Annotated in this window: 27 protein-coding genes; 4 read left to right on the plus strand and 23 right to left on the minus strand. The window is 73.1% G+C overall.

Features of this window, described 5'->3' with window-relative positions:
* Window positions 1-33: 33 nt before the first annotated feature.
* The 7 genes from tsaD to glmS are packed head-to-tail and all read right to left on the minus strand — an operon-like array spanning window position 34 to window position 6,155.
* Window positions 34-1,074 (minus strand): tRNA (adenosine(37)-N6)-threonylcarbamoyltransferase complex transferase subunit TsaD, encoded by a 1,041-nt coding sequence (gene tsaD / locus BLQ67_RS04735; RefSeq protein WP_092502925.1) that lies wholly within the window; start codon window positions 1,072-1,074, stop codon window positions 34-36.
* Complete coding sequence (rimI, locus tag BLQ67_RS04740; protein WP_331711989.1) at window positions 1,071-1,517, minus strand: ribosomal protein S18-alanine N-acetyltransferase; 447 nt, start codon at window positions 1,515-1,517, stop codon at window positions 1,071-1,073. The genes tsaD and rimI overlap by 4 nt, the downstream gene beginning before the upstream one ends.
* Window positions 1,514-2,077, minus strand: coding sequence for a tRNA (adenosine(37)-N6)-threonylcarbamoyltransferase complex dimerization subunit type 1 TsaB (gene tsaB / locus BLQ67_RS04745; protein WP_092502927.1), 564 nt, complete (start codon window positions 2,075-2,077; stop codon window positions 1,514-1,516). Before tsaB ends, rimI begins: the two co-directional genes overlap by 4 nt.
* A complete protein-coding gene (tsaE, locus tag BLQ67_RS17000) occupies window positions 2,074-2,982 on the minus strand; it encodes a tRNA (adenosine(37)-N6)-threonylcarbamoyltransferase complex ATPase subunit type 1 TsaE (RefSeq protein WP_092502929.1) in 909 nt (302 codons plus the stop codon). Before tsaE ends, tsaB begins: the two co-directional genes overlap by 4 nt.
* Window positions 2,979-3,944, minus strand: a complete 966-nt coding sequence (locus BLQ67_RS04755) for an alanine racemase (RefSeq protein ID WP_092502931.1) — start codon at window positions 3,942-3,944, stop codon at window positions 2,979-2,981. The genes tsaE and BLQ67_RS04755 overlap by 4 nt, the downstream gene beginning before the upstream one ends.
* A gap of 1 nt (window position 3,945) precedes the next feature.
* Window positions 3,946-4,305 (minus strand): holo-ACP synthase, encoded by a 360-nt coding sequence (locus tag BLQ67_RS04760; RefSeq protein WP_331711990.1) that lies wholly within the window; start codon window positions 4,303-4,305, stop codon window positions 3,946-3,948.
* A 2-nt stretch (window positions 4,306-4,307) separates the two neighbouring features.
* Window positions 4,308-6,155 carry a glutamine--fructose-6-phosphate transaminase (isomerizing) gene (gene glmS / locus BLQ67_RS04765; protein ID WP_092502935.1) on the minus strand — a complete coding sequence of 616 codons (1,848 nt, stop codon included), beginning with the start codon at window positions 6,153-6,155 and terminating at the stop codon, window positions 4,308-4,310.
* A gap of 51 nt (window positions 6,156-6,206) precedes the next feature.
* Between glmS and coaA the strand changes: the two genes are divergently transcribed.
* Entirely contained in the window at window positions 6,207-7,136 is a 930-nt protein-coding gene (gene coaA, locus BLQ67_RS04770) for a type I pantothenate kinase (RefSeq protein WP_092502937.1), read from the plus strand.
* 57 nt (window positions 7,137-7,193) lie between these two features.
* Here coaA and BLQ67_RS04775 read toward each other — a convergent pair whose 3' ends face one another.
* Entirely contained in the window at window positions 7,194-8,177 is a 984-nt protein-coding gene (locus BLQ67_RS04775; RefSeq protein ID WP_092502939.1) for an EamA family transporter, read from the minus strand.
* A 76-nt stretch (window positions 8,178-8,253) separates the two neighbouring features.
* On the opposite strand from BLQ67_RS04775, the gene BLQ67_RS04780 reads away from it, so the two are divergent.
* Window positions 8,254-8,793, plus strand: a complete 540-nt coding sequence (locus tag BLQ67_RS04780) for a CGNR zinc finger domain-containing protein (RefSeq protein WP_092502941.1) — start codon at window positions 8,254-8,256, stop codon at window positions 8,791-8,793.
* A 12-nt stretch (window positions 8,794-8,805) separates the two neighbouring features.
* Here BLQ67_RS04780 and glmM read toward each other — a convergent pair whose 3' ends face one another.
* The 4 genes from glmM to BLQ67_RS04800 form a co-directional block, all read right to left on the minus strand.
* Window positions 8,806-10,164 carry a phosphoglucosamine mutase gene (gene glmM, locus BLQ67_RS04785; RefSeq protein WP_092502943.1) on the minus strand — a complete coding sequence of 453 codons (1,359 nt, stop codon included), beginning with the start codon at window positions 10,162-10,164 and terminating at the stop codon, window positions 8,806-8,808.
* A 2-nt stretch (window positions 10,165-10,166) separates the two neighbouring features.
* Complete coding sequence (gene rpsI / locus BLQ67_RS04790; RefSeq protein WP_092502945.1) at window positions 10,167-10,646, minus strand: 30S ribosomal protein S9; 480 nt, start codon at window positions 10,644-10,646, stop codon at window positions 10,167-10,169.
* A 22-nt stretch (window positions 10,647-10,668) separates the two neighbouring features.
* Window positions 10,669-11,115: a 50S ribosomal protein L13 gene (rplM, locus tag BLQ67_RS04795; RefSeq protein ID WP_092502947.1), complete on the minus strand. Its 447-nt coding sequence runs from the start codon at window positions 11,113-11,115 to the stop codon at window positions 10,669-10,671.
* A 191-nt stretch (window positions 11,116-11,306) separates the two neighbouring features.
* Window positions 11,307-12,716 (minus strand): coiled-coil domain-containing protein, encoded by a 1,410-nt coding sequence (locus tag BLQ67_RS04800; RefSeq protein WP_092502949.1) that lies wholly within the window; start codon window positions 12,714-12,716, stop codon window positions 11,307-11,309.
* Window positions 12,717-12,793: 77 nt separating this feature from the next.
* Here BLQ67_RS04800 and BLQ67_RS04805 point away from each other — a divergent pair, with 77 nt between their 5' ends.
* Window positions 12,794-13,444 (plus strand): HAD hydrolase-like protein, encoded by a 651-nt coding sequence (locus BLQ67_RS04805; RefSeq protein ID WP_092502951.1) that lies wholly within the window; start codon window positions 12,794-12,796, stop codon window positions 13,442-13,444.
* On the opposite strand, the gene truA is transcribed toward BLQ67_RS04805, so the two are convergent.
* Complete coding sequence (gene truA, locus BLQ67_RS04810) at window positions 13,422-14,234, minus strand: tRNA pseudouridine(38-40) synthase TruA (protein ID WP_092502953.1); 813 nt, start codon at window positions 14,232-14,234, stop codon at window positions 13,422-13,424. The two genes, BLQ67_RS04805 and truA, sit on opposite strands and share 23 nt — an antisense overlap.
* A 45-nt stretch (window positions 14,235-14,279) precedes the next feature.
* On the opposite strand from truA, the gene BLQ67_RS04815 reads away from it, so the two are divergent.
* The gene (locus tag BLQ67_RS04815) at window positions 14,280-16,139 is read left to right on the plus strand and encodes an acyltransferase family protein (RefSeq protein WP_092502955.1); all 1,860 of its coding nucleotides are present in this window, start codon (window positions 14,280-14,282) and stop codon (window positions 16,137-16,139) included.
* A 154-nt stretch (window positions 16,140-16,293) separates the two neighbouring features.
* Here BLQ67_RS04815 and rplQ read toward each other — a convergent pair whose 3' ends face one another.
* The 10 genes from rplQ to BLQ67_RS04865 all read right to left on the minus strand — a co-directional run bounded on the left by rplQ (window position 16,294) and on the right by BLQ67_RS04865 (window position 24,002).
* Complete coding sequence (rplQ, locus tag BLQ67_RS04820) at window positions 16,294-16,878, minus strand: 50S ribosomal protein L17 (protein ID WP_092502957.1); 585 nt, start codon at window positions 16,876-16,878, stop codon at window positions 16,294-16,296.
* A 30-nt stretch (window positions 16,879-16,908) separates the two neighbouring features.
* On the minus strand, window positions 16,909-17,898 hold the full coding sequence (locus tag BLQ67_RS04825; RefSeq protein WP_092502959.1) for a DNA-directed RNA polymerase subunit alpha: 990 nt from the start codon (window positions 17,896-17,898) through the stop codon (window positions 16,909-16,911).
* Window positions 17,899-18,004: 106 nt separating this feature from the next.
* Complete coding sequence (gene rpsK / locus BLQ67_RS04830) at window positions 18,005-18,403, minus strand: 30S ribosomal protein S11 (RefSeq protein ID WP_092502961.1); 399 nt, start codon at window positions 18,401-18,403, stop codon at window positions 18,005-18,007.
* Between the two features lie 22 nt (window positions 18,404-18,425).
* Window positions 18,426-18,797, minus strand: coding sequence for a 30S ribosomal protein S13 (rpsM, locus tag BLQ67_RS04835; RefSeq protein WP_092502963.1), 372 nt, complete (start codon window positions 18,795-18,797; stop codon window positions 18,426-18,428).
* Between the two features lie 272 nt (window positions 18,798-19,069).
* Window positions 19,070-19,183 (minus strand): 50S ribosomal protein L36, encoded by a 114-nt coding sequence (rpmJ, locus tag BLQ67_RS04840; RefSeq protein ID WP_056536355.1) that lies wholly within the window; start codon window positions 19,181-19,183, stop codon window positions 19,070-19,072.
* 56 nt (window positions 19,184-19,239) lie between these two features.
* Window positions 19,240-19,461 (minus strand): translation initiation factor IF-1, encoded by a 222-nt coding sequence (gene infA, locus BLQ67_RS04845; protein WP_092502965.1) that lies wholly within the window; start codon window positions 19,459-19,461, stop codon window positions 19,240-19,242.
* Between the two features lie 122 nt (window positions 19,462-19,583).
* Window positions 19,584-20,474, minus strand: coding sequence for a methyltransferase domain-containing protein (locus tag BLQ67_RS04850; RefSeq protein ID WP_092502967.1), 891 nt, complete (start codon window positions 20,472-20,474; stop codon window positions 19,584-19,586).
* A gap of 102 nt (window positions 20,475-20,576) precedes the next feature.
* A complete protein-coding gene (locus BLQ67_RS04855; RefSeq protein WP_092502969.1) occupies window positions 20,577-21,698 on the minus strand; it encodes a mannitol-1-phosphate 5-dehydrogenase in 1,122 nt (373 codons plus the stop codon).
* The gene (locus BLQ67_RS04860) at window positions 21,698-23,719 is read right to left on the minus strand and encodes a PTS mannitol transporter subunit IICBA (protein ID WP_092502971.1); all 2,022 of its coding nucleotides are present in this window, start codon (window positions 23,717-23,719) and stop codon (window positions 21,698-21,700) included. Before BLQ67_RS04860 ends, BLQ67_RS04855 begins: the two co-directional genes overlap by 1 nt.
* A 28-nt stretch (window positions 23,720-23,747) precedes the next feature.
* Window positions 23,748-24,002 carry an HPr family phosphocarrier protein gene (locus BLQ67_RS04865; protein WP_092502972.1) on the minus strand — a complete coding sequence of 85 codons (255 nt, stop codon included), beginning with the start codon at window positions 24,000-24,002 and terminating at the stop codon, window positions 23,748-23,750.
* Window positions 24,003-24,029: the final 27 nt, after the last annotated feature.

Consider the following 24,029-nt stretch of genomic DNA (forward strand, 5'->3'; position numbering starts at 1 on the left):
CGACGCTGTGCGGCGCCTCTGGCCGGCGCGCGGCTAGGCGATCTGGATGACGCCGGCGTCGAGCGTCGACTCGACGCCGAAGCCCGGCGCGCTCGGGGCGATGCCGCGGGCGACGAGGCGCGCGCCGAGGCCCGCGATCATCGCGCCGTTGTCGGTGCACAGCGACAGCGGCGGCACGCGCAGCGCGACGCCGGCGGCCTCGCACCGCTCGGCGGCGAGCTCGCGCAGGCGACGGTTGGCGACGACGCCGCCGCCGAGCAGCAGCCGCGGCACGCCCGTGTGGGCGCACGCGTCGATCGCCTTCGTCACGAGCACGTCGACGACGGCCTCGCGGAACGACGCCGCGACGTCGGGCACCGACAGCTCACCCGCATCCGCCGACCGCTCGACGTGCCTGGCGACCGCGGTCTTGAGCCCCGAGAACGAGAAGTCGAAGCGGTGCCGCTCGCGATCCTTCGGCGCCGTGAGGCCCCGCGGGAAGCGGATGGCCGTCGGGTCGCCCTCGGCCGCGGCCGCGTCGATCGACGGGCCGCCGGGATAGACGAGGCCCAGCAGGCGCGCGACCTTGTCGAACGCCTCCCCCGCCGCGTCGTCGATCGTCTCGCCGAGCGTCACCACGTCGGCGTCGATGTCGCGCACGTGCAGCAGCGACGTGTGGCCGCCCGACACGAGCAGCGCGATGGTCTCCTGCTCGATCGGACCGCCGGCGAGCGCATCCGCCGCGACGTGGCCGACGAGGTGGTTGACGCCGTGCACGGGCTTGCCGGCGGCGATGCCGAGGGCCTTCGCAGCGCCGACGCCCACCATGAGCGCGCCCGCGAGGCCCGGCCCGGCCGTCACGGCGATCGCATCGAGCTCGTCGAGCGTGACGCCGGCCTCGGCGAGCGCGCGCTCGATCGTGGGCTCCATCGCCTCGAGGTGGGCGCGGGCGGCGATCTCGGGCACGACGCCGCCGAAGCGCGCGTGCAGGTCCATCGACGACGCGACGACGTTCGCGAGCAGCTCGTCGCCGCGCACGATGCCGACGCCCGTCTCGTCGCAGCTGGTCTCGATGCCCAGCACGAGCGGCCTCATGCGAGCTCCTTCTTCATGGCGATCGCGTCGACGCCCTCCGGCTGGTAGTAGCCGGGGCGCACGCCGATCTCGACGAAGCCCTCGGATGCGTAGAGGGCGCGGGCGGGCGCGTTGTCGTCGCGCACCTCGAGGAACAGCTCCTGCACGCCGCGGTCGCGCGCATCCTGCTGCGCCTCGGCGAGCAGCCTGCGGCCGAGGCCGGCGCCGCGCGCAGCCTCCGAGACGGCGATGGTCTGGATGTCGCCCTCGACGCCGACGGCGCGCAGGCCGACGTAGCCGACGACGGCGCCCGCGTCGTCGACGGCGACGACGTAGCGACCCCACGGGCTCGCCATCTCGGCGGCCATGGTCTCGCGCGCCCAGGCCGTCAGCCCGAACGACGCCGTCTCGAGCGCCATGACGGCGTCGAGGTCGTCGACGGTCGCGGTGCGCAGGGCGATCACGACGTCACCCGCTTGGGGCCGGCACTCGGCACGGCGTCGGCGTCGCGCAGGTAGATGGCGTCGCGGCTCGGCTCGGCTCCGGCGTGCAGCGCGGCGACGAGGCCCGCGGCGCCGATCCAGTCGGCGTCGACGCGGCGGGCGCCGTCGACGACGGGCACGTCGATCGCGGGGGCGAGCGCAGGACCCTGCACGCGCTGCCCGCCGTCGTACAGGCTCCATGCCCGCTCGCGGCGCCGCACGTCGGTCGTCACCTGCACGAGGCCGGCCTCGGCGACGCCCACGGCGTCGTGGCTGCAGACGCCGACCCACGGCACGCCCAGGCCGAGCGCGGCGGCGCGGGCGGCGACGATGCCGATGCGCAGGCCCGTGAACGCGCCGGGGCCGAGGCCCGCGACGACCTGCGTCACGGCAGTCCGGTGCTCGCCGAGCACGTCGGCGAGCAGCACGTCGAGCACCTCGGCGTGCCTGCGGGTGTCGTGCTCGTCGCGCGCCGCGACGACGCGGTCGCCGTCGACGAGCGCGATCGACGTGCCGAGCGATGTGTCGATGGCCAGGATCATGCGGTCCCCCTCGCGAACGCCAGCAGTCGGGATGCGGGCCACCGGTCGCCGTGGCCCGTGAGCCGCACGGTGCGCGGCTCGTCGACGTCGTCGCCGCCGATCGTGCGCACGATCTCGACGTGCAGCCACGCATCCACGGCGTGCACGAGCGGCAGGCCCCACTCGGCGATCGTGATCGACGCGTCGACGTCGAGGTCGAGATCGTCGAGCTCGGCCTCGTCGCCGAGGCGGTACGCGTCGACGTGCAGCAGCGGCACCGTCGCGGTGCGGTGCGTGCGGGCGATGACGAACGTGGGGCTCGCGACGGTGCCGACGGCGCCGAGGCCCTCGCCGATGCCGCGCGTGAGCGTCGTCTTGCCCGCGCCGAGCTCGCCGGTGAGCACGACGACGTCGCCCGCGCCGAGGATGCCGGCGAGACGGCGCCCGAGCGCCTCCATGGCGTCGGCGTCGACGACGACGTCCTCGACGATCGTCTCGACGCGCGGACCGACGAACGCCTCGAGCAGCGGAGCCGGCACGCGTGCGGCGTCGCCCCACGCCCCGACGGGCGTACCGTCCGCGCCCCACAGCACGGCCTCCGCGCCGGGCACGACCGCGGCGTCGCCGACGTCGAGCACGACCTGGTCCATGGCGACGCGGCCCGCGATGGGATGCGCGACCCCGTCGACCGTCACGGGCGCGCCGGATGCGGTGCGCGGCACGCCGTCGGCGTAGCCGAGCGCGACGAGCGCCAGCGTGGTCTCGCCGCTCGTGACGTGCTCGGAGCCGTACGAGACGCCGTGGCCGGCGGGCACGCGCTTCGTCGAGACGACCTCGCCAGCGAGGCGCACGACGCGACCGGCGAGGTCGACCGACGCGACGCGACGCGGTGCGCGGCGCAGGCCGGGCTCGATGGGCGCGCTCATGCCGCCGCCATCCTCGTCACGACCTCGTAGCCGATCGTGTCGGCCGCGAGCGCCCACGCGATCGCGCTCGGCTCGCCCTCGGCGGGGTCGCCCCACAGCACCGCAGGCCCCGAGACGGGCTCGGCGAGCGACGTCGACGTCGCGCCGACCTCGACGACGGGCACGACGCGGTCGCCCACGAGCACGGGCGCGCCGGGCGCGGGCAGCAGCCCGTGGCGCGCGCCGACGTCGAGCACGCCGTCGACGACCGTGCCGGTGACGCGCATCGCCGGGCGCAGCCCCGCGGCCGTCGCCGCCGAGCCCGCGGCGTCGTCGCCGTCGGGGTGGATGCCGTACGCGGCGATGCCGAGCCGCACCATGTCGTGCGCGGCGCCCGGCAGCGCGAGGGTCGCCGAGGAGTTCGACAGGTGCCGCAGCTCGGGCTCGAGCACCTCGGCGACGGCGCACGCGTCGACGAACGCCGCGAGCTGCGCCGCGTCCGAGGCGTCGCCCGCACCCGCGAGGTGCGAGAAGATGCCGCGCACCCGCAGGTCGCCCGCCGCCTGCAGCGCGGCGGCGCGCTCGACGACGGCAGCCCACTCCCCCATCGGCACGCCGTTGCGGCCGAGGCCCGTGTCGACCTTGAGGTGCACCGTCGCGCCGACGAGCGCTGCGCGGTCGAGCTGCGCGGCGCTCGAGACGCCCACGTCGACGCCCGCCGTCACCGCCGCCGCGAGATCGGGCTCCGCCGCGTGCAGCCACGCGAGCACGGGCGCGTCGATGCCCGCCGCACGCAGCGCGAGCGCCTCGACGACGTCGACGACGCCGAGCCACGACGCGCCGCCCTCGAGCATCGCCCGAGCGGCCAGGATCGCGCCGTGGCCGTAGCCGTCGGCCTTCACGACCCCGCACACGAGCGCGTCGGTGCGCGCCGAGACGACCGCGACGTTCGCGGCGATCGCCGCCGCATCCACGTGCCGCATCTCAGGCCTCCGCGACCACGACCGCCGCCGCGACCCCCGCGTCGTGCGTGAGCGACACGTGCACGCTCGTCACGCCGCGCGACGTCGCGAGCGCCGCCCACGCGCCGCCGAGCACGAGCGACGGGGCACCCGAGGCGTCCGACGACACCACGAGGTCGCGCCAGCGCTGGCCGTCGATCGTGCCGAGCGCCTTCGCCGCCGCCTCCTTCGCCGCCCACCGGGCGGCGAGCGACCGCACGGGTCGCGCGGCGCCGTCGACGACGAGCTCCTCGTCGGCGAAGAGCCGCTGCGCCAGGCCCGGCGTGCGCGAGACGGCGCGCTCGAAGCGCGCGACGTCCACGACGTCGATGCCCAGCCCCACGATCACTCGACCGTCACGGACTTCGCGAGGTTGCGCGGCTGGTCGACGTCGAGGCCCTTCGCCGTCGCGAGCTCGAGCGCGAAGACGTGCAGCGGCACGACCGACAGCACGGGCTCGAGCAGCGGCAGCGTCAGTGGGATGCGCAGCACCTGGTTCGCGTACGGCATGACCGCGGCGTCGCCCGCCTCGGCGACCGCGATGACGCGGGCGCCGCGCGCGCGGATCTCCTGGATGTTCGACACGACCTTCGCATGCAGGCCCTGCTGGTGGCGCGGGCTCGGCACGACCACGAACACGACCTGGCCGGGCTCGATGAGCGCGATGGGGCCGTGCTTCAGCTCGCCGGCGGCGAAGCCCTCTGCGTGGATGTAGCTGAGCTCCTTGAGCTTCAGCGCCCCCTCGAGCGCGACGGGGTAGCCGACGTGGCGACCGAGGAAGAGCACCGAGCGCGTGTCGCTCATCCACTGCGCGAGCTCGCGGATCTCGCCCTGCTCGGCGAGCAGCGTGCGCAGCTGGTCGGGCAGCGCCTCGAGCGCCTCCGTGACCTCGCGGATCGCCTCGTCGGTCATCGTGCCCCGCACGCGAGCGATGTGCAGGCCCGTGAGCAGCAGGCCCACGACCTGCGCGAGGAACGCCTTCGTCGACGCGACGGCGACCTCGGGGCCGGCGTGCGTGTAGAGCACCGCCTCGGAGGCGCGGGCGATCGTCGAGCCCTGCGTGTTGCAGATCGACAGCGTGCGCGCGCCCTGCTCGATCGCGTGCTGCACCGCCATCTTCGTGTCCATCGTCTCGCCCGACTGCGAGATCGAGATCACGAGCGTGCGCTCGTCGACGATGGGGTCGCGGTACCGGTACTCGTGGGCGAGGTCGACCTCGACGGGGATGCGCGCCCACGTCTCGATCGCGTACTCGCCGACCATCGCCGAGTACGCGGCCGTGCCGCACGCGACGATCTGCACGCGGTCGATGCCGCGCAGCGTCTCGTCGTCGAGGGCGCCGAGCTCGCCGAGCGACGGCAGGCCGTCGACGATGCGGCCACGCAGCGTGTTCGCGACGGCCTCGGGGTCCTCGGAGACCTCCTTGGCCATGAACGACGACCAGCCGCCCTTCTCGGCAGCCGCGGCATCCCACGTGACCTCGAACGTCTCGCCGGGGATGGGCTCGCCATCGAAGCCGATGACCTCGACGCCCGTCGGGGTGATGACGGCGATCTCGTCGTTGCCGAGCGCGCGCGCCGTCGGCGTGTAGCGCACGAAGGCGCTCACGTCGCTCGCGAGGAACTGCTCGCCCTCGCCGAAGCCCACGAGCAGCGGGGAGTTGTGGCACGCGCCGACGACGACGTCGGGCTCGTCGAGGTGCACGGCGAGCAGCGTGAACTGCCCCTCGAGCCTGCCGACGAGCGCGAGCATCGCCGAGCGCAGGTCGCCGTGCTCGCGGTGCAGCCTGCCGAGCAGCAGCGCCGCCGCCTCGGTGTCGGTGTCGGACGTGAAGGTCTCGCCCGCCTCGGCGAGCTCGGCCCGCAGCTCGGCGAAGTTCTCGATGATGCCGTTGTGGATGAGCGCGAGGCGCCCGTCGTCGCCGAGGTGCGGATGCGCGTTCTCGTCGGTCGGCCCGCCGTGCGTGGCCCAGCGGGTGTGGCCGATGCCGATGCCCGACTCGGGCAGCGGCGCGTCGTCGAGCGACGAGCGCAGCACGCCCAGCTTGCCGCCGCGCTTGCGCGACGAGACGCCCTCGGCGCCCACGACGGCCACGCCGGCCGAGTCGTAGCCGCGGTACTCGAGCCTTCCGAGGCCCTCGAGGAGCACCTCGACGGTGTCCCGCGGGCCTGCATATCCGACGATGCCGCACATGCCCCCAAGGCTACCGGCGCGCGCAGGTGCTCGCCGCTAGGCTCGGCCCTCGTGGTCCACCAGCAGACGCCGTTCGTCGAGATCGACCGCGTCGCATGGTCTCGCCTCGCGCCCACGACGCCGAACCCGCTCACCGAGCGCGAGGTCGCACGCCTGCGCGGCCTCGGCGATCGGCTCGAGCTGCGCGAGGTCGCCGAGGTCTACCTGCCGATCTCGCGCCTCGTGAGCCTCTACCAGGAGTCGTCGCGCCGCCTGCACGACGAGACCGCCGGCTTCCTCGGCGAGCGCGTGCAGCCCGTGCCGTTCGTCATGGGCGTCGCAGGCTCCGTCGCGGTCGGCAAGTCGACGACCGCCCGCCTGCTGCAGGAGCTGCTGGGCCGTTGGGAGGGCAGCCCGCGCGTCGACCTCGTGACGACCGACGGCTTCCTCTTCCCCAACGCCGAGCTCGAGCGCCGCGGCCTCATGCAGCGCAAGGGATTCCCCGAGGCGTACGACCGCCGGGCTCTGCTCACCGCGATCTCGCAGGTGAAGTCGGGCGCCGAGGAGGTCGAGGTGCCGGTCTACTCGCACCTCACCTACGACATCGTGCCCGACGAGCGCATCGTCATCCGCCGCCCCGACATCCTCATCGTCGAGGGCCTCAACGTGCTGCAGCCGCCCGCGTCGAAGGCGCACATGGCGGTCTCCGACCTCTTCGACTTCACGGTCTACGTCGACGCCCGCACCGCCGCGATCCGCGAGTGGTACGTCGAGCGCTTCCTCGCGCTGCAGCAGGGCGCGTTCCAGAAGCCCGAGTCGTACTTCCACCGCTTCGCCGACCTCGACGAGCAGGCGGCGCGCGCCCACGCCGTGGGCATCTGGGATGCGATCAACGGGCCGAACCTGGCCGAGAACATCGTGCCGACGCGCTCGCGCGCCGATCTCGTGCTGCGCAAGGACGCCGACCACACCGTGCGGTCGGTGCTGCTGCGCAAGATCTAGCGCCGCGTCGTCGGCGTCCCCCGAGGGCGTCCCCCGGTCGGTCCCCCGACCGACGCCTCACTCGCGCGCGGGCATCTCCGGCACGACGATCGGCAGCTCGAGCGGCGCCGTCACCGGGTCGCGCTCCGCGCGCGGCCTGCGCAGCTCGCCTGCCCGCACGAGCACGACGCCCGCGAGGATCGCCGCGGCGCCGACCCACTGCACGGGCGACGGCACGATCGCGAGCAGCACGCCCATCCAGAGCAGCCCGAACAGCGGCTCGGAGTAGCCGAGGAAGCTCGAGACCGTGGCGCCGAGCATGCGCACGCCCGTGACGCCGAGCACGTAGGCGGCGACGGTCGCGACGAGCACGAGCAGGCCGAGCGTCACGGCGACGGGCACCTCGACGCCCGCGAGCATCGTCGGCGCGGCGACGACCGTCATGGGCAGCAGCCCGACGCCGCCGGCGACGAGCAGCAGCACCGCGCCGACCGCGAGCCCGAGACCCGCGAGGGTCACGGGCGGCAGGCCGTGCGTCGTCGACGCCGCCGACGCCCAGTAGACCGCGTTGCCGACGGCCGAGACGAGCGCGAGCCCGATGCCGACGGGGTCGAGCCCCTCGGCCTGACCGACGCCCGACACGAGGCCGAGGCCCAGCACGGCGACGCCCGCGCCGACGAGCGTGAGCGCGGCAGGCGAGCGGCGCGTGCGCGCCCACGTCCACCCGACGAGCAGCACGGGGCCGAGGAACTCGATGAGCAGCGCGAGCGCCGGCGGGATGCGCTGCACGGCGCTGAAGTAGGCGAGCTGGCAGATCGCGACGGCGAAGGTGCCGAAGAGCAGCACCTGCCAGCGACCCGCCCACAGCGTCGACCAGCGGCCGCGCAGCGCGAGGAGCGAGGGCACGAGCATGACGAGGGCGGCGAGGCCGATGCGCGCCGTCGTGACGGCGCCGGGCGACCAGCCGGAGGCGATGAGCGAGCTCGCGAAGATGCCCGAGAACCCGAAGGCGCCTGCGGCGGCGAGGCAGAGCAGCAGGCCGAGGCCGCGGCGGTCGGTCATGGCCGGTCCGATCTCATGTCATGGGCGTTCGTTCGTACGGTCGTGACACTATCGTATGCGTGATGGAGATCGCAGCATGGTGACGCCGCTGCGGCTGCCGACCGAGACGATCGCGGCGCTCGACGCCGTCGTCGCGTTCGCGACGGCTGCCGACGCGCGGGAGCTCGACGACGCCGCCGGCCTCGACGCCGCCGTCGGCGGCATGCTCTACTCGGGCGCGCGCACGCACGACGACGCCGAGGCGCGCGAGGTGCGCGACGTCGTGCCGTCGCTGCTCGCGATGTGGGACGCAGAGCGCGACGACGTGCCCGCGCTCGCGAACGCCATCCTGCGCACCGCCGACGCCGCCCCGCAGCTCGTGCGGCACGACGGGCTCGACTGGCACCTGCACGCCATCGACGCCGAGCGCCCCTTCGCCGAGCGCATCGCCGTCGAGACCGCCATCGCGTTCGTCGACCTCATCCGCCTCGAGGAGACCGAGCGATGCAAGCGCTGCGCGGCCCCCGACTGCGGCCTGCCGATGCTCGACCTCTCGCGCAACCGGTCGCGCCGCTTCTGCTCGACGGCGTGCCAGTCGCGCGTCAACGTCGCGGCGTACCGCGCACGCGCCCGCTGACGCCGACCGGCCCTACGCCTCCGCGGGCGTGCCGAGCCGATCCCGCACGAGCTCCGCGAGCTCGTGCGCGATGGCGTCGGCCGTGTGCTGCTCGCGCGCCTCGACCATCACGCGGATGAGCTTCTCGGTGCCCGAGGGGCGCAGCAGCACGCGACCCGAGTCGCCGAGCTCCGCCTCGTGCCGCGCGACGGCAGCCTGGATGACGTCGTCGGCCGCGAGCCCGAGCCGGTCGACGCCGCGCACGTTGACGAGCACCTGCGGGAACACCTGCATGACGCCGGCGAGCTCGGCGAGGCTCTTGCCCGTGCGCGCCATCTCCTGCGCCACGTGCAGGCCCGTGAGCACGCCGTCGCCCGTCGTCGCATGCTTCGTGAGGATGACGTGGCCCGACTGCTCGCCGCCGAGCGTCAGCCCGTAGGCGCCCAGCGCCTCGAGCACGTAGCGGTCGCCCACGGCGGTCTGCACGAGCTCGATGCCGTGCTCGGCCATCGCGAGGCGCAGGCCGAGATTCGACATGACGGTCGCGACGAGGGTGTCGTCGACGAGCTCGCCGCGCGCCTTCGCCGAGACCGCGAGGATCGCGAGGATCTGGTCGCCGTCGACGACCGCGCCCTGCGCGTCGACCGCGAGGCAGCGGTCGGCGTCGCCGTCGTGCGCGATGCCGAGGTCGGCGCCGAGCGCGACGACGCGCTCCTGCAGCAGCTCGAGGTGCGTCGACCCGACGTCGCGGTTGATGTTCATGCCGTCGGGGTCGGCGCCGATGACCGTCACGGTCGCGCCGGCGTCGTGGAACGCGTCGGGGCTCACGCCCGACGCCGCGCCGTTCGCGCAGTCGAGCACGACGTGCAGGCCGTCGAGGCGCGTGTCCAGGGTGCCGAGCAGGTGCACGACGTAGCGGTCCTCGGCGTCGGCGAACCGACGGATGCGACCCACCTCGCCACCGACGACGCGCGTCGGCCGCTCGGCCATCGCGCGCTCGATGTCGTCCTCGGTCGCATCCTGCAGCTTCACGCCACCGCGGGCGAGGAACTTGATGCCGTTGTCGGGCGCCGGGTTGTGCGACGCCGAGATCATGACGCCGAAGTCGGCGTCGACGTCGCCGACGAGGAACGCCGCCGCGGGCGTCGGGATGACGCCGGCGTCGAGCACGTCGACGCCGCTCGAGGCGAGGCCCGCAGCGACGGCCGCGACGATGAACTCGCCCGAGACGCGCGGGTCGCGGGCGACGACGGCGACCGGGCGACGACCCTCCAGACGCGCGGAACGGCCGAGCACGGCCGCCCCCGCCTGAGCGAGGGACAGCGCGAGCTCGGCCGTGATGTCGGCACCAGCAAGGCCACGGACTCCGTCCGTGCCGAACAGGCGCGACAAGATCAGCGCTTCGAGTACTGGGGCGCCTTGCGAGCCTTCTTGAGACCGGCCTTCTTGCGCTCGATGACGCGGGCGTCACGCGAGAGGAAGCCGGCCTTCTTCAGCTCGGGGCGGTTGTTCTCGACGTCGATCTCGTTGAGCGCACGCGCGATGCCGAGGCGCAGCGCGCCGGCCTGACCCGAGGGGCCACCACCGGAGATGCGTGCGACGACGTCGTACGAGCCGCCCAGCTCGAGCACCGTGAACGGGTCGTTGATGAGCTGCTGGTGCAGCTTGTTCGGGAAGTAGTCCTCGAGCGTGCGGCCGTTCACGACGAACGAGCCGGCGCCGGGGACGAGGCGCACGCGGGCGATGGCCTGCTTGCGACGGCCGACGGCCTGGCCGCCGACGGTGAGGACGCGGGGCGCGCGGGGAGCGGCAGCCTCGGGCGTCTCGGTCGAGAAGCTCTCGGGCGTCTCGATGGACTCTGCGATCTTCGCCATGGTTGTCAGTTCCTCTTCGCGCCTACTGGGCGACCTGGTCGAACGTGTACGGGGTCGGCTGCTGGGCAGCGTGGGGGTGCTCGGCACCCGCGTACACCTTGAGCTTCTTGATCTGGGCGCGGCCGAGCGAGTTCTTCGGCAGCATGCCGCGGATGGCCTTCTCGACCGTGCGGACGGGGTGCTTCTCGAGCATCTCGACGTAGCTGGTGGCCTTGAGGCCGCCCGGGTAGCCCGAGTGGCGGTAGGCGAGCTTCTGCTCGCGCTTCTGGCCCGTGAGCGCCACCTTGTCGGCGTTCACGATGATGACGTGGTCGCCCATGTCGATGTGCGGCGCGAACGTCGCCTTGTGCTTGCCGCGCAGGATGGCTGCGGCGTGGCTGGCCAGACGGCCGAGGACCACGTCTGCGGCGTCGATGACGACCCAGTCGTGCTGGACGTCGCTCGCCTTGGGCGAGTAGGTGCGAGTCATGTGTGCCTCACGTGTCGAAGTTGAGTGGTTCGTGCATCCCGCTCCATGGGGTTCCCGTGAGGGACGCTCCCGGCTGGAGGGCTCAGCTCGGGGCGCGCAAGGCAGCGCGCACCAAGGGTCCACAGTACCCGCTGCGCGGGGACCGGGTCAATCCGACGCCGGTCGGCGCGTCGCGCCGCCCGACGGGGCCGTCAGCGGTCGGCGCCGTCGCCGTCGTCGTCGCGGTCCTCGTGCCACACGACCTCGACCTGCTCGCTCACGATGCCGTCCTCCGACGGCTCGTCGACGGGCTCGACCTCGCCCGTGACGATCGTGAGGTCGTCGAGGTCGTCGGCGACGTCGACGTGCTGCGCGTGCGGGTCCTGCTCGATCGCGGGCTCGAGGTCCGCGACGTCGTCGGCGCCGTCGGCCGGCTCGACCACGGGTGCCGCGGGCGCCGGGGCCGAGGCCTCGGGCGTCGGGATGCGCGCGACGTCGTCGCCGAACGTCGGCAGCGCGGCGCGCGTCGACTCGGCGATCGCCATGAGCTGGCCGAGCTCGGCGCGGAAGCCCTGGAGCTGCTGCTGCTGGAAGCGCAGCGTGCGAGCGCGGTCCTCCGCCTCGTGCAGCACCTCCTTCGAGTGCCCGAGCACCGACTCGACGATGGCCTGCGCACGCGTGCGCGCCTCGCCGAGGATCGCGCTCGCCTTCGCGACGGCCTGCCGCTCGACGTGCGCGGCCTGCGCCTTCGAGAGGTCCTCGAACGCCTGCGCCTGCTCGGCGATGTGGTTCGCATGCTGCAGCGCCGAGGCGACCTTGTCGTTCGCGTCGTTCGTGATGCGCTCGGCGTGCTGGATGGCGTGGTTGTGCAGGCGCAGGAACTCCTGCTGCGCCTCCTCCTGCCGACGCTTCGCCGCGGCGTCGAGCTCGAGCTGGCGCGCCTTCGACTCGCGCTGGATGCGCTCGGCCTCGGCCTTGAGCGCGTCGGCCTCGGCCGTCGACTGCTGGCGCAGGGCGGATGCGCCGCGCTCGGCCTCGGAGATGAGCACGCTCGCCTCGGACTCCGCCTGCGCGACGCGCTCCTGGTGCTTCGCCTCGCGCGACTCGAGCTCGGCCGTGTGGGCGCTGCGCTCGGTCTCGATGCGGATGCGCGCCTGCGCCTCCTCGTGCTTCGCAGCCTCGAGGATGCGGTCCGACTCCTCCTTGGTCGCCTTGCGGTCCTTCTCGATCTGGCCCGTGGCGTCGGCGACGATGCGCTCCGACTGCTTCACGGCGTTGTCGATGAGGGCCGACGCCTGCTCCTCGGCGACGCGCAGGATCTCCTCGAAGCGCGGCTCCTCGCCGTCCTCCGACACCTCGCGGCCCAGGATCTCGGCGCGCGACTCGGCGGCCTGGAGGCGGCTGCGCACCTCGATGAGCTCGCCCTCGAGGCGCGTGATGCGCTGCTCGGCGGCCGACATGTCCTCGCGGTGGTGCTCGGACTGCGCCTGCACGTCCTGCGCCGCGGCCTGCGCCGAGCGACGCGACTGCTCGACGGCGTCGCGCAGCCGCTGCACCTCCGCGTCGACCTGCTGCTGGTCGTAGCCGCGGAACGCCTGCTTGAACTCCTGCACGTCCGTCATGGGGGTCGCCTCATCCACTCGCCATCGGAACCGACGTCGTCCATCGTAGCCACGCGGCGAGGTGCGAGGATCGTCGGATGCGCCCCACCGCCGTGCTCCTCGACCTCGACGGCACCCTCAGCGACTCCGCCCCCGGGCTCGTGGCGTCGCTGCGGCACATGCACGCCGGGCTCGGGTGGCCCGTGCCCGCCGACGACGAGCTGCGCCGCTGGCTCGGACCGCCCACGGCCACGACGCTCGCGGAGCGCGGGCACGACGCCGCGACGGTCGAGCGGGGCGTCGCGCTGTTCCGCGAGCACCTCGTCGACGGCGGCGGGCTCTGGGACCAGGAGGTGTACCCGGGCATCCCAGACCTGATCGCGGACCTGCACGCCGCGGGGGTGCCGACGAGCATCCTCACGTTCAAGCTGCAGGAGGATGCGGAGGCCGTCGCCGAGCACCTCGGCCTGCGCGACGCGCTCGGCGCCGTGCACGGCCGCATCGCGAGCGACGACGGCCTGTCGAAGGCGCCGCTCATCGCCCGCGCGCTCGCGGAGCTCGGCGTCGACGCCTCCCCCGCCGTCGTCATGGTGGGCGACCGCAGGCACGACGTCGAGGGAGCGCTCGAGGCAGGCGTGACCGGCATCGGCGTGACGTGGGGATACGGCTCGCGCACCGAGCTCGAGGCCTCGGGCGCCGCGCACGTCGTCGACGCCGTCGACGACCTCAGGCGCCTGCTGCTGCCGTGACGTCGTCGGCCGTGCGGCGCGCCCTCGCGCGCTCGGCCTGCGCCGCGAGCTCGGCGTCGGCGGGGTAGCCGACCTCGACGAGCGTGAGGCCCGCGGCCGCCATCATGCGGAACGCGCTCGACCGGCCGTCGGCGTCGAGCAGCGCCGCCGCCTCCGCGAGCCCCAGCCGCCCCTCGCCCACCGCGACGCACGCGCCGACGAGCGAGCGCACCATCGAGTGGCAGAACGCGTCGGCCTGCACCGTCGCGACGAGCAGGTCGCCCTGTCGCTGCCACGTGAACGACTGCAGCGAGCGGATGGTCGTCGCGCCCTCGCGCGGCTTGCAGAACGCGGCGAAGTCGTGCAGCCCCACGAGCACGTCGGCGGCGCGCTGCATGGCGGCGTCGTCGAGCGCCCGCGGCACGAACGCGCTCGTGCGACGCGCGAGCGGATCGGCGACGCGGGTCTGGATGCGGTACTCGTAGCGCCGATGCACGGCCGAGAAGCGCGCGTCGAAGCCCTCGGGCGCGACGGCGACCGAGCGCACGACGAGGTCGCGCTCTGGCACGAGCGACGAGAGCCGATGCGCGAGGCGCGGATCGGGCGCCTCGTCGAGGTCGACGTGCGCGACCTGGCCCGACGCGTGCACGCCCGCATCCGTGCGGCCTGCGACGGTGACGCGCACGGGTCGTCGCACGACCGTCGCGAGCGCCTGCTCGAGCACGCCCTGGCACGTGCGCAGACCCGGCTGCGCCGCCCAGCCTGCGAAGTCGGTGCCGTCGTACGCGAGGTCGAGACGGACGCGGGGCATGAGGCCACGGTACCGGCGCGACGCCGGTAGCATGGCCGATCGATCATGCTCCGCCCGCCTTCCGATGCGCTGCTCGCCGACCGCCGACTCGGCGGGCTCGACGGCCTCCGCGCCATCGCCGTGGCCCTCGTCGTCGCGTACCACGTCGCCCCCGACGTGGTGCCGGGCGGCCTGCTGGGCGTCGACGTGTTCCTGGTGCTGTCGGGCTTCCTCATCACGACGCTGCTGCTGCGCGACCGCCGCGCGGGCACGTGGTCGCTCGGCACGTTCTGGATGCGGCGTGCGCGGCGCCTGCTGCCGGCGCTCGTCGTCGTGGTGCTCGCCTCGTGCGCGCTCGCGGCGATCGTGGGCGGCGACGTGCTCGTGGGCCTCGGCAGGCAGCTCGTCGGCGCCGCGACGTTCTCGAGCAACTGGGTCGCGATCGCAGCGGGCGACTCGTACGTCGCGTCCACGACGCCGCAGCTGCTGCGCACCCTGTGGTCGCTCGCGGTCGAGGAGCAGTTCTACCTCGTGTGGCCGCTCGCCCTGCTGGCGCACGTGCGCCTGCCGCGCGCCGTCGCCGTGGGCGTGCTCGTCGCGCTCGCCGCGGCGTCGGCGGTCGCGATGGCCGTCGTCGGCGGCACCGACGTCGACCGCGCCTACCTCGGCACCGACACCCACGCCTTCGGACTGCTGCTCGGCGCAGCGCTCGCGCTCGTCGCCGCGTCGTGGCCCGCCGAGCGCGAGGCGTGGCATCCGCTCGCCCTGCGCGTCCTGCCGATCGTGGGCCTCGCGGGCGTCGCCGCAGCGCTCGTGCTCGCGGTCGCGCTCGCGGACGGGTCGGGCGCCGCGACGGGCGGCGGGCTCGCCGCCGCGAGCGTCGCGACCGTCGCCGCGATCGTCGGCGGCGTCGCGCCCGGCTCGTGGCTCGGCCGGGCGCTCGACGCGCGTCCCCTCGCCTGGATCGGCGAGCGCTCGTACGCCATCTACCTCTGGCACTGGCCACTGCTGCTCCTGACGCTCGCGGCCTGGCCCATGGCGCCGCGGCCCGTCGTCGCCGCCGCGGTCGTCGCCGCGACGCTCGCGCTCGCCGCCGTGTCGTACCGCGTCGTCGAGCAGCCCATCCGCAGGCACGGGCTCGTGGCGGTCGTCGACGCGTGGCGCACCCGCGCGCGGCGCGGCGCGCGCGGCCTCGCCGTGACGGCCACCGCCGCCCTCGTCGCGGTCGCGAGCGTCGCAGGCACGACCGTCGCCGTCGCGCAGGCGCCCGCCGAGTCGTCGGCATCCGCCACGATCGGCTCGGGCCTCGCCTCGCTCGAGACCTCGGAGCCTGCCGTGCCCGACGGCCCCTCCCCCGCGCCCGCAGCAGCGTCCGAGGAGGCCGAGGCATCGGAGCCGGCGCCCGAGCCGCAGTCCGCGACGCCCACGGGCGACGAGATCGTCGCCGTCGGCGACTCCGTCATGCTCGCGTCGGCCGACGAGCTCCAGGCGGCGCTGCCCGGCATCCAGATCGACGCCGCGGTGTCGCGCAGGCTCCACGACGGCGTGGATGCGCTGCTCGCGCTCGAGGCCCAGGGCGCGCTGCGCGAGTGGATCGTCGTCGGCCTCGGCACCAACGGCGCCGTCGACCCCGCCGACGTGCAGGCGCTGCTCGACCTCGCGGGCCGCGGCCACCGCATCGTGCTCGTCGACGCCTACGCCGAGCGCGGCTGGACCGCCGACGTCAACGCCGCGCTGCGCGCCGCCGCCGACGCGAGCCACCGGGTCGACGTCGCCGAGTGGAACGCGGCCATCTCGCCGCGGCTCGACCTGCTCGCCGGCGACCGCATCCACCCCGGCCACGAGGGCTCGCAGCTCTACGTCGGCGCGGTGCAGGCGTCGATCGACCGGCTCGCCGCGCTCGTCAAGCTGTCGGTCCCGGCCTAGCGGCCCCGCACCCCAGCACGGGCGCCACGGGCACCGCTGCGATGCAGCGCCCTTGCCAGGACGCCACCGCGCAGCGGCCGTCCGGCACCGCCCGGACATGCGACGAGGGCGGGAGCGCATCGCGCTCCCGCCCTCGTGACGGTCGGTCCGTGACCTACTTGGTCTCGTCCTTGGCCTCGTCGGCCGGCTCCGCAGCCTCGGCGGCGTCCGCCTCGGGCGCAGCAGCCGTGTCTGCCTCGACGACCTCCTCGGTCGTCTCCGTGGGCTCCTCGATCGCAGCCTCGTCGGCCTCGGTCGCGGCGGCAGCGGCAGCGGCCTCCTGGTCGGCGGCGGCCGTCGCAGCAGCGGCGGCGTTCTTCGACTTCGAGCCCTTCTTCTGCACGGGCTCGAGCACGAGCTCGATGCGCGCCATGGGGGCGTTGTCGCCCTTGCGGAAGCCGAGCTTCGTGATGCGCGTGTAGCCACCCTCGCGCTCCGCGACGAGCGGGGCGATCTCGGCGAACAGCTCGTGCACGACGCCCTTGTCGCCGATCACGGCGAGGACGCGGCGACGCGCGTGCAGGTCGCCGCGCTTCGCGAACGTGACGAGGCGCTCGGCGACGGGACGCAGGCGCTTGGCCTTCGTCTCGGTCGTCGTGATCGCCTTGTGCGTGAACAGCGCAGCCGCGAGGTTCGCGAGCAGCAGGCGCTCGTGCGCCGGTCCGCCTCCGAGGCGGGGTCCCTTCGTGGGCCTGGGCATGGTGATGCTCCTTGGTCTTCCCGGGAGCCCTTAGAGGGCTTCCTCGTCGTCGTAGCCGTAGAAGTGGGCGCCGTCGAAGCCGGGCACCGCGTCCTTGAGCGAGAGGCCGAGCTCGGTGAGCTTGTCCTTGACCTCGTCCACCGACTTCTGGCCGAAGTTGCGGATGTTCATGAGCTGCGTCTCGCTCAGCGCCACGAGCTCGGACACCGTGTTGATGCCCTCGCGCTTGAGGCAGTTGTACGAGCGGACCGAGAGGTCGAGCTCCTCGATCGGCGTGCCGAGCTCGCCCGAGAGCTGCTCCGCTGCCGGAGCGGGGCCGATCTCGATGCCCTCTGCCGCGGCGTTGAGGTCGCGGGTCAGGCCGAACAGCTCGACGAGCGTGCGACCGGCCGACGCGACGGCGTCGCGCGGCGAGATCGCCGGCTTCGACTCCACGTCGACCACGAGCGAGTCGAAGTCGGTGCGCTCACCGGCACGCGTCGCCTCGACGCGGTAGGTGACCTTGAGCACGGGCGAGTAGATCGAGTCGATCGGGATCGAGCCGGCCTCCGCGAACTCGTCGCGGTTCTGCGCGGCCGACACGTAGCCGCGGCCACGCTCGATCGTGAGCTCGAGCTGGAACTTCGCCTTGTCGTTGAGCGTGGCGATGACGAGCTCGGGGTTGTGGATCTCGACGCCGGCCGGAGCCGTGATGTCGGCGGCGGTGACGCTGCCTGCACCCTGCTTCGAGAGGTAGGCGACGATCGGCTCGTCGTGCTCCGACGAGACGACGAGGCCCTTGAGGTTGAGGATGATCTCGGTCACGTCCTCCTTCACGCCCTGGATGGTCGTGAACTCGTGGAGCACGCCGTCGATGCGGATGCCGGTGACGGCAGCGCCGGGGATCGACGAGAGGAGCGTGCGGCGGAGGGAGTTGCCGAGGGTGTACCCGAATCCGGGCTCGAGCGGCTCGATGGTGAACCGCGAGCGGTGCTCCGAGAGGACCTCTTCGGAGACGGTCGGGCGCTGGGCGATCAGCACGGTATGGCTTCCTGTTCTGCGAGTCCGCTATATGACTCGCGATGGGATGAGATGGCGACAGGGTGCGACGCGCGGAGGGCTCGGAAGCCCTCCGCGCGTCGATGGGTCAGTTGCGGCGGGGCTTCGGCGGACGAACGCCGTTGTGCGCCTGCGGCGTGACGTCGTGGATCGCGCCGATCTCGAGGCCGGTGGCCTGGAGCGAGCGGATCGCGGTCTCGCGACCCGAGCCTGCGCCCTTCACGAACACGTCGACCTTCTTCATGCCGTGGTCCTGCGCCTGACGCGCAGCCGACTCGGCAGCGAGCTGCGCGGCGTAGGGCGTCGACTTGCGCGAGCCCTTCATGCCGATCGCGCCGCCCGAGGCCTGCGAGATGACGGCACCGGTCGTGTCGGTGATCGACACGATGGTGTTGTTGAAGGTCGACTTGATGTGCGCCTGACCGACGGGGACGTTCTTCTTGTCCTTGCGGCGCGGCTTGCGCACTGCGGACTTGGGAGCTGCCATGTTCCTCTACCTCCCGGGGCCCTTAGCGGGCCTTCTTCTTGCCGGCGACGGTGCGCTTGGGGCCCTTGCGGGTGCGCGCGTTGGTCTTGGTGCGCTGACCGCGCACGGGCAGGCCGCGGCGGTGGCGGATGCCCTCGTACGAGCCGATCTCGACCTTGCGGCGGATGTCGGCTGCGACCTCGCGGCGGAGGTCACCCTCCACCTTGTAGTTCTCGATGTGGTCGCGGAGCGCACCAAGCTGCTCGTCGGTGAGGTCCTTGACGCGGATGCTCTGGTCGATGCCGGTGGCCTCGAGCGTCTCGACGGAACGCGTACGTCCGACGCCGTAGATGTAGGTGAGCGCGATCACCACGCGCTTGTCGCGCGGGATGTCGACGCCTGCAAGACGTGCCATCTGTGCTCCTTCTCGGAGTCATGGGAGGTGTGGTGCAATCCGCGGTGCCAGGGCCTCTCCGCCCCTGGGTGTCGCCTCGCCCTCTCGGGTCCGGTTCTTGCGGTGCTTGTGTGTGGAGTTGTCACGGCCTCCTGGCCGGTGGTGCTTCGACCTTCGCGGGACGTTCGTCCCGCTGGGTCAGGTCTCGTGACGCGTGCTCGCTTCGCTCGCGCGCTCCTCGACCTTGAGCGCTGCGCGCGCACCGCGACTTCGTCGCATTGCGCGCTTCGCGCTCAACCCTGCCGCTGCTTGTGGCGGGGGTTCGAGCAGATCACCATCACGCGACCGTGCCGGCGGATGACCTTGCACTTGTCGCAGATGGGCTTGACGCTGGGGTTGACCTTCATGTTCTTCTCTTCTCGCTGGCCTCGTGCTCCGGGCGGAGCCGTTCCTTCTCAGCCGATCAGCGGTACCGGTAGACGATGCGGCCGCGCGTGAGGTCGTAGGGGCTGAGCTCCACGATCACTCGGTCCTCGGGCAGGATGCGGATGTAGTTCTGCCGCATCTTCCCCGAGATGTGCGCGAGGACGACGTGCCCGTTGGTGAGCTCCACGCGGAACATCGCATTGGGGAGGTTCTCGATCACCGAGCCCTCGATCTCGATGACGCCGTCCTTCTTAGCCATAGCCTCGTCTGCAGGTCTCGTTGGTGTGCTGGTCATGCGAGTGGCATGGCACAGTCGTGCCACGACACCAAGGGTCTACTGTACGCGCGCATCGCGCGTCGCTGCAAGTCGGGCGTGTCGCGTCAGTGCTGCACGTGGATGCCGCCCCACACGAGGCTGCGATCGTCGTCGGCGAGGGCGCTCGCCCGGGCATCGGCGGTGGGAGCGAACGAGCGCACGATGATGGGGCCACCGGGCACGACCGCGCGTCGCGCCGCTCGTCCGAGGCGCTCGACCACGTCGGCGCGCGTGCCGTCGGCGACGTTCGACAGCGTCACGGCGTCGTACGACGCGGGGGCGACGGACTCGAGGTGGCTCAGCGCATCCGACGCGACGAAGTCGATGGCGCCATCGGGCGCGACGGGCGGGGCGTAGCCGGGCGGGTCCTCCCCCGCCAGCAGGCGCCACGCGAAGCGATTGCCCGGCGAGGGATGCATGCCGAGGCGCGCGTCGAGCCGCGCGCGCACGGTGTCGGTGAAGTGCGCGGGCAGCACGGTCGAGAAGTCGCGCTGGATCGCGGCGGCGAGCATGCCGGCTGGCGCCATCGTCGCGTGCAGCACGCTGCGGAACGTGCGGTTGTCGAACCGCTGCCGCCACTGCTGCTGCACGCGCTGCGGCGACGCGTCGGTGAGCAGGCTCCGCACGCGGCGACGGTGCCACGCGGGGCTCGCGGCTCGGATGAGCTTCCTGCCGGCGTCGAGCACGCGCTCGGCCGAGCCCACCTCGAACGGTCCGCCCGACGAGCGGCGGCGTGCGTACTCGAGCTGCTCGCGGTTGGCCGTCACCGCGACGACCTCGTGGCCGGCGGCCGCGAGGTGCGCGACGAGCTCGCCGGCTCCCGCGGCGGCGAGCACGCGGCTCGACGGCGGCAGGAGGGCGAGCTCGATCTGCTCGTCCTCGATGTCCCAGCCGTACAGCAGCCTGGGCCTCGGCGTCGCGCTCGCGCGACCCGAGACGCCGCGTGCGATGGGCATCAGACGAGCGCGCGCACGGTCACGAGCGGAGGCTGCTCGGAGCGCGACGGCATGCTGCCATCGTAGGCGCGCAGCCTGGGAGCGCGACGCCGCGCGGACGACTCAGCGCGCTGCGACGACCGCGACGAGCGCGGGCTGCAGCGGGTGGCCGTCGGCGATGCCGCACACCTCGGCGACGAACGCCGCGGGCTCGAGCTCGCCCAGCAGGCGCTGCAGCTCGACGGCCTGCTCGTCGTCGGCGACGTCGAACGCGAGCGCCGCACCGACGGCGCGCAGGAGCGCCGCAGGGTCGGAGCCCTGCTCGGCGAGGCCGGCTGCCGGGCGGATGAAGCGCTCGTCGCGCGAGAGCTTGCGCAGCGGCTGGCGGCCGATGCGTGCGCACGTGTCGGGCAGCGCCCGGTTCTCGAAGCGCTGGATGGCCCGCGCGACGTACGCGGCGTGCTCGTCGGCGTCGAGCCCGAAGCGGTCGACGAGCAGGGCGCTCGTCTCGGCGAGCGCCGCCTCGACCTCTGCCCGCACGGCGGGCAGGTCGAGTGCGTCGGCGATGGTCTCGGCACCCGCGAGGTAGCCGTGGTACGCCGTCGTCGCGTGCCCGGTGTTCACCGTGAACAGCTTGCGCTCGATCCACGGCGTGAGGTCGTCGACGAAGTGCGCGCCCGGGATCGCGGGCTCGGCGCCCGCGAAGGGCGTGCGGTCGATCGACCACTCGAAGAAGTCCTCGACGACCACGTCGACGCCCGACGCATCCTGCGCCGGGATGATGCGGTCGACGGCCGTGTTCGCGAACACGGCCCGCTCGGCGAGGCCCTCGGCGCCCTCGAGCACGAAGCCCGCGAGCGTGTCGGTCGCGCCGATGGCGTTCTCGCACGCCATGACCGTGAGCGGCGCCGCGTCATCCGGGCGGGCGGCGAGGCCCGCCCGGATGACGGGCGCGATGAAGCGCAGCACCGTGGGACCCACGGCGCACGTGACGACGTCCGCCGCGGCGATCGCCGCGATGGCGCCCGCCTCGTCGGCACGGGAGTCGATGGCGTCGAAGCCCGTGACGACGTGCGTCGTCGCCTGGGGGCCCACCTCGGTGACGGTGTACGCGTCCGCCGACTGCAGCATCCCGATGAGCTCGGCGTTCACGTCGACGAACGTCACGTGATAGCCGGCCTCGTGGAGCAGCAGCCCGACGAACCCGCGGCCGATGTTGCCGGCACCGAAGTGGACTGCCCGCATCAGCCGTTCACCGCTCCCAGGATGTCGAGGATCGCCTGCTCGTCGGGCGCGTCGAGGAGACGCTGCACCTCGGCCTCGTCGCTGAAGACCGTGGCGATCTTCGCGAGGATCTCGAGGTGCCCGCCGTCCTTGCCTGCGATGCCGACGACGAAGCGCACGTCGTTGCCATCCCACGAGATCGGCGCGGGGTAGCGAGCGACCGAGATCGCGGATGCGAGCACCTCGCCCTTCGCCTCGTTCGTGCCGTGCGGGATCGCGAGCAGGTTGCCCATGTACGTCGACACGGTCGCCTCGCGCTCACGCATCGCGTCCGCGTAGGCGGGCGTGACGGCGCCTGCGGCGACGAGCGCGTCGGCGGCCTCCTGGATGGCGGCATCCTTCGTGAGCGCGGTCGGCGTCACCGTGATGCGCTCGAGCGTCAGCACGTCGTCGGCCGCTGCAGCGGTCGCCGGCGCGGCAGCGGATGCCGCGGGAGCCTCGGCGGCGGGTGCCGCCTCACGGCTCTGCGCCACGAGCTGCACGACCTCGTCGTACCTCGGGCTGTTCATGAAGTTGTCGACCGACACGTGCACGGCACCGGGGGTGCGCTGCTTGGCGCGGTCGGTCAGCTCCTTCTGCGTCACGATCACGTCGGGCGACTGGTCGAGGTTCGCGATGGCGAGGTTCGTCACCGTCACGTCGCCGAAGCCGGCCTGCTTGATCTTGTTGCGCAGCACCGAGGCGCCCATGGCGCTCGAGCCCATGCCCGCGTCGCACGCGAACACGATCTTCGTGATCGGACCCGCGAGGGTCGCGGTCGCGACGCCGCCTGCGGCTGCACCGCCGACGAGGCCGGAGAGCACCGACGAGTCCTTGCCCTTGTTCGCCTGCGTCTGCGCGACCGCGGCACCGAAGTCATCGGCACCGGCTGCCTCGCGCTCGAGGTCGCGCTTGCGCGACGCACGCAGGATCACCGACGCGACGAGGAAGGTGACCGTCGCGGAGACGACCACCGACGCGAGCACGCCGACGAGGTTCATCACCGAGACCGAGACGGCCGCCGTGGCGACGGCGATGATCGAGCCCGGCGCGGCGGGGAAGCCGAGGCCGGTACCGAGGATCGCGTTCGTCGCGACGCCCGAGGCGCCACCGAGGATCATGGCGAGCAGCAGCTGGGGCTTCGCGAGGACGTACGGGAAGTAGACCTCGTGGATGCCGCCGAAGAAGTGGATGATCGCCGCACCCGGTGCCGTGGCGCGCGAGACGCCGACGCCGAAGAACGTGAACGCCAGCAGCACGCCGAGGCCGGGGCCCGGGTTCGCCTCGAGCAGGAAGAAGATCGACTGGCCGGTCTCCGACGCCTGCTGCACGCCGAGCGGCGTGAGCACGCCGTGGTTCAGGGCGTTGTTGAGGAAGAAGACCTTCGCAGGCTCGATGATGATGCTCGCGAGCGGCAGCAGTCCCGAGTCCACGAGGAATCCGACCGCGCCGCCCAGCACGCGCATGATGAACGTGACGACCTGCGCGATGACGAAGAAGCCGAACAGCGCCATGAGGAACGCGACGATGCCCGCCGAGAACATGTTCACGAGCATCTCGAAGCCGGCCCGGATCTTGCCGTCCCACAGTCGGTCGAGCGACTTCATGACCCACGCGGAGAGCGGGCCGAGGATCATCGCGCCGATGAACATGTGCGGCGACGACGGACCGTCGGGCACGAGCGACGCGATGTAGTCCGCGCCACCGATGGCACCACCGGTCGCGACCGTCGCGACGATGCCACCGCGCTGGTCGTAGACCATGCGACCACCGGTGTTCGCGATGATCAGCGGCAGCAGGTAGTGGATGACGGGGCCGACGACGAAGTCGGTGATGCCGCCGTTCGGGAATGGGCCGTCCGGGATGAAGAGTGCCGTGAGGATGCCCCACGCGATGAGCGCGGGGATGTTGGGCATGATCATGCCCGACAGGAACGTGCCGAACTTCTGGACGGCGACTCGCGCGCCGCCCCTCTGCTCGACCTGGGTTGCGGTGGCGGTCATCGTCGACCTCTCTGGTGCAGGGGTGGGATCAGGCGTCGTGGTCGGTGTTGAGCAGCTCCTCGAGCGCGTCGAGGGTCGCCTCGTCGTCGCTCGCGATCACCACGGTGTCGCCCTTGGCGACGCCCAGCGAGATCACCGAGAGGATGGAGGCAGCGTTGACCTGCTTGTCGCCCTTCGCGATGGTGACGGGCGACGACGCCTTCGCGGCTGCCTGGGTGAACAGCGATGCGGGGCGGGCGTGCAGGCCCTGCGAGGATGCGACGGTGACGGTGCGCTCGGCCATTGGGTGCTCCTGATCTGCGGGAATCTC

Origin of the sequence: Agrococcus jejuensis, from assembly GCF_900099705.1 — a bacterium.
Lineage (GTDB): Bacteria > Actinomycetota > Actinomycetes > Actinomycetales > Microbacteriaceae > Agrococcus > Agrococcus jejuensis.